This is a genomic window from Natrinema soli, assembly GCF_028618695.1.
In genome coordinates, this window is record NZ_JAQIVI010000748.1 from 1 (window position 1) to 2,632 (window position 2,632).

Annotated in this window: 4 protein-coding genes and 1 pseudogene; 2 read left to right on the forward strand and 3 right to left on the reverse strand. The window is 63.1% G+C overall.

Going from position 1 to position 2,632, the window contains the following annotated elements; all coding sequences use genetic code 11:
- Together PGX04_RS31510 and PGX04_RS31515 are read right to left on the reverse strand one after the other, a co-directional pair.
- Positions 1 to 262, reverse strand: a pseudogene (locus PGX04_RS31510) (amidohydrolase); the annotation flags it as partial.
- A 90-nt stretch (positions 263 to 352) separates the two neighbouring features.
- Complete coding sequence (locus tag PGX04_RS31515; RefSeq protein WP_273742079.1) at positions 353 to 688, reverse strand: uS10/mL48 family ribosomal protein; 336 nt, start codon at positions 686 to 688, stop codon at positions 353 to 355.
- Positions 689 to 896: 208 nt separating this feature from the next.
- Here PGX04_RS31515 and PGX04_RS31520 point away from each other — a divergent pair, with 208 nt between their 5' ends.
- The gene (locus tag PGX04_RS31520) at positions 897 to 1,337 is read left to right on the forward strand and encodes a bis(5'-nucleosyl)-tetraphosphatase (RefSeq protein WP_273742080.1); all 441 of its coding nucleotides are present in this window, start codon (positions 897 to 899) and stop codon (positions 1,335 to 1,337) included.
- A 78-nt stretch (positions 1,338 to 1,415) separates the two neighbouring features.
- Here the strand turns inward: PGX04_RS31520 and PGX04_RS31525 are convergent, their stop codons facing one another.
- Entirely contained in the window at positions 1,416 to 1,841 is a 426-nt protein-coding gene (locus tag PGX04_RS31525; RefSeq protein ID WP_273742081.1) for an RDD family protein, read from the reverse strand.
- Positions 1,842 to 1,965: 124 nt separating this feature from the next.
- Here PGX04_RS31525 and PGX04_RS31530 point away from each other — a divergent pair.
- Positions 1,966 to 2,632 (forward strand): DUF5787 family protein (locus PGX04_RS31530; protein ID WP_273742082.1); only part of this gene is annotated, 667 nt, incomplete at its 3' end.

The following is a 2,632-nucleotide window of genomic DNA, read 5'->3' on the forward strand; positions in this document are numbered from 1 at the left end:
CCTCGAGTCGCTCGAGGACGGTCTGGTCGACCCCTGCCTCTCGCGCCCGCTCGTACCAGTGAGTGAGGTCCGCGTCGTCAGGGACCGCCATCCGATGCTCGGCGGCGATGGCTTCGGGGCCGACGTGGAGTTCGGCGAGCTCGTCGCCCAGCCGAGACTCGAGTTCGTCGACGATCCGTGCGGTGGTATAGAACTCCCGCCAGGCGGGTTCGGGTTTCCGATGGAGGTCCCGTCGTAGCGAGACGAGGTCGTTTGCGGTCATATCTTGCCCTCGTCGGGAACAGTGAAAAGTGCTGTCGACAGTCACACGACGAGATGAGAGGATCGCGGAGACGGTCGGACAGAGGCGCGCTCAGTTGCCGCGGCCTGCGCCGTGAATCTGTTCGACTTCGGCCTCGATGTGAACCGAGTCGGGGAAGTTCTGCGAAGCGATGTTGCGCGCGAGGCTGTCGTGGCCGTGAATCTCGAGTTCGCGGGTGAAAACGGTGTACTCCCACGAGGAAAAGCGCCGATTGTCGTCGGCGTGGAGCCGACAGCACTGGGGGACCGAGAACGTCTCCGGCGGGTGTGAGTGGGGACCTTTCAATGCCGCCCCCTTCCGCTCCGCGGAGGTTTTGATGTCCTCGACGATACTATCGAGCGCAGCGCGATCGCCGCTTTGGAGGGTGAGACTGGTGACGAAGGTCATGGCTGGTGGTGTCGAATACGTCCACGGTCGGCGCGTAAAAACTTGCTGAGACGTATCGGTCGCTCTGCTGAGACGCACCGGTCGCTCCGCCAGCGGTGACCGACTGCGGTCGGTCGCCCGACGACGTCGTGAAAATCGAGTCCGGAACCAGTGTACGCTGGACGAACAGTCCGATATTCTCTTAACGTCTCACCTATTATCCCAGTTAATGGCAGTCGAAGCTACGAGCGCAGGCGCGATCCTCTTCCGCGATACGCGGGGCCGGCGCGAGTATCTTCTACTCAAGAGCCGCCCAGGCGATTGGGAGTTTCCCAAGGGCGGTGTCGAAGGAGATGAAGAACTTCAGCAGACGGCGATCCGCGAAGTAACGGAAGAGGCAGGTATCGAACAGTTCCGACTACTCGACGGCTTCCGCAAGGACTACGACTACGTCTTCGAGGCGAACGGCAAGACGATCCACAAGACCGTTCACCTCTTCATCGCGAAGTCGTTCGAGGCCAGCGCGGAACTATCGAACGAGCATCGCGACCTCCAGTGGCGCGATTACGACCAGGCGATCAACACCGTCACGCAGGACGGGCCTCGAGAGATCCTCGAGGACGCCCACGAGTTCCTCGACGAACGCGAGGAAGAGGAGGACGAGGAGTAAATCCGGAGCGAGTTCTCCCCGCGAGGTGATCGGCGTTCGATAGTGCTTGGCGTCGCTGACCGAGAGACGATTGCCGCGTTAGTGGCGCTTAACGACGATCGTATCCGCGGCGAGATCGCCGACGCGCTGGTCGTCGTCGGTGAGCAGTATCGACGCGACGGCGACCAGATTCGCGAACGGGAAACTATCGACGAGCCACAGCAGGTTCCGAACGATCGATGCCCCGACCGTACAGTCCGAGCCGTCGGATTTGACGACGACCAGTCCCAACAGGTACTTCCCGGGCGTATACCCCCAAAACCCCTCCAGCAGGAAGAAATAAGTGATCACGACAGCGAAGCCGACGATCAACGCGATCGAAACGCCGAGGTCGCCGAACACCGTCCCGGGGAAGAGTATGGCCGCGAAAAGTACGGCCAGAAGGATGTTATCGATCACGTGCGCGAGTACTCGGTGGCCGAACACGTCACCGGTCGTCTCGAGGCGAGGATGAGGGCGTCTCATCACCTGTTCTTCTCGAATGGAGATATAAAAACAACAACATTTCGTCGCGCGTTTCAAGGCCGGACGGCGGGAAACGGCAATACGATCGAGCAGCGTTTTTGCACTCGCGTTCCCAAGGGTCTGCGTGGACCCACACACCGCCGAGTTCGGGTTCGAACTGCGGACCTGCCGGTGGGCCGAACGCGAGTGGCCCCCGGACGAGTCCGCCAGCGACGACCGCGCGTTCGTCGTCGCCCGTCAGCTCGGCACCAAGCGCCGGCGCTGGGACACCATCGTTCTCGAGTGCGATCCCGATGCGCTCCGCCGCCGCGCGAACTTCGGTCCCGACCGGCTCGATAGCGATCTGCTCTATCTCGTCCGCGATGCCCCCGCCGAGTGGGCCTACTACCGCGACGCGCTGCCACACCCCGGCTATCCGTGGCGGTACGTCCGCGAGGCGATCCATCGCGCCGACGACCGCGGCATCCTCGAGACCAGAAAGAACGGCAATCGCATCGAGATCCGGCGCAAGTGGGCCTATCCGGACTGGCTCGAGCGAATCGTCGCGATCGAGAACAAGCCTGACCTCGACGCCAGCGCCGCCCGCGCGCTCGGCGCGCAACTCGAGTACGACGTCGCGATGGGGGTAGCCGACGAGGTCTGGGTTGCGACCCGAGAAACCGGCGAGCGCGTCGAACCGGTTCTCTTCGAGGATCTGCCGATCGAAGCGGGCATCCTCGCGCTCGAGCCCGACGACCTCACTGCCGAGGTCGCGTGGCATCCCCGCTCGCTCGCGGTCGACGAGCCGGGAA

Excerpts from the sequence above, each read along its gene's own strand:
- PGX04_RS31515 (WP_273742079.1), bottom strand. The coding sequence starts at position 688 with ATGACCTTCGTCACCAGTCTCACCCTCCAAAGCGGCGATCGCGCTGCG.
- PGX04_RS31520 (WP_273742080.1), top strand. The coding sequence starts at position 897 with ATGGCAGTCGAAGCTACGAGCGCAGGCGCGATCCTCTTCCGCGATACG.
- PGX04_RS31525 (WP_273742081.1), bottom strand. The coding sequence starts at position 1,841 with ATGAGACGCCCTCATCCTCGCCTCGAGACGACCGGTGACGTGTTCGGC.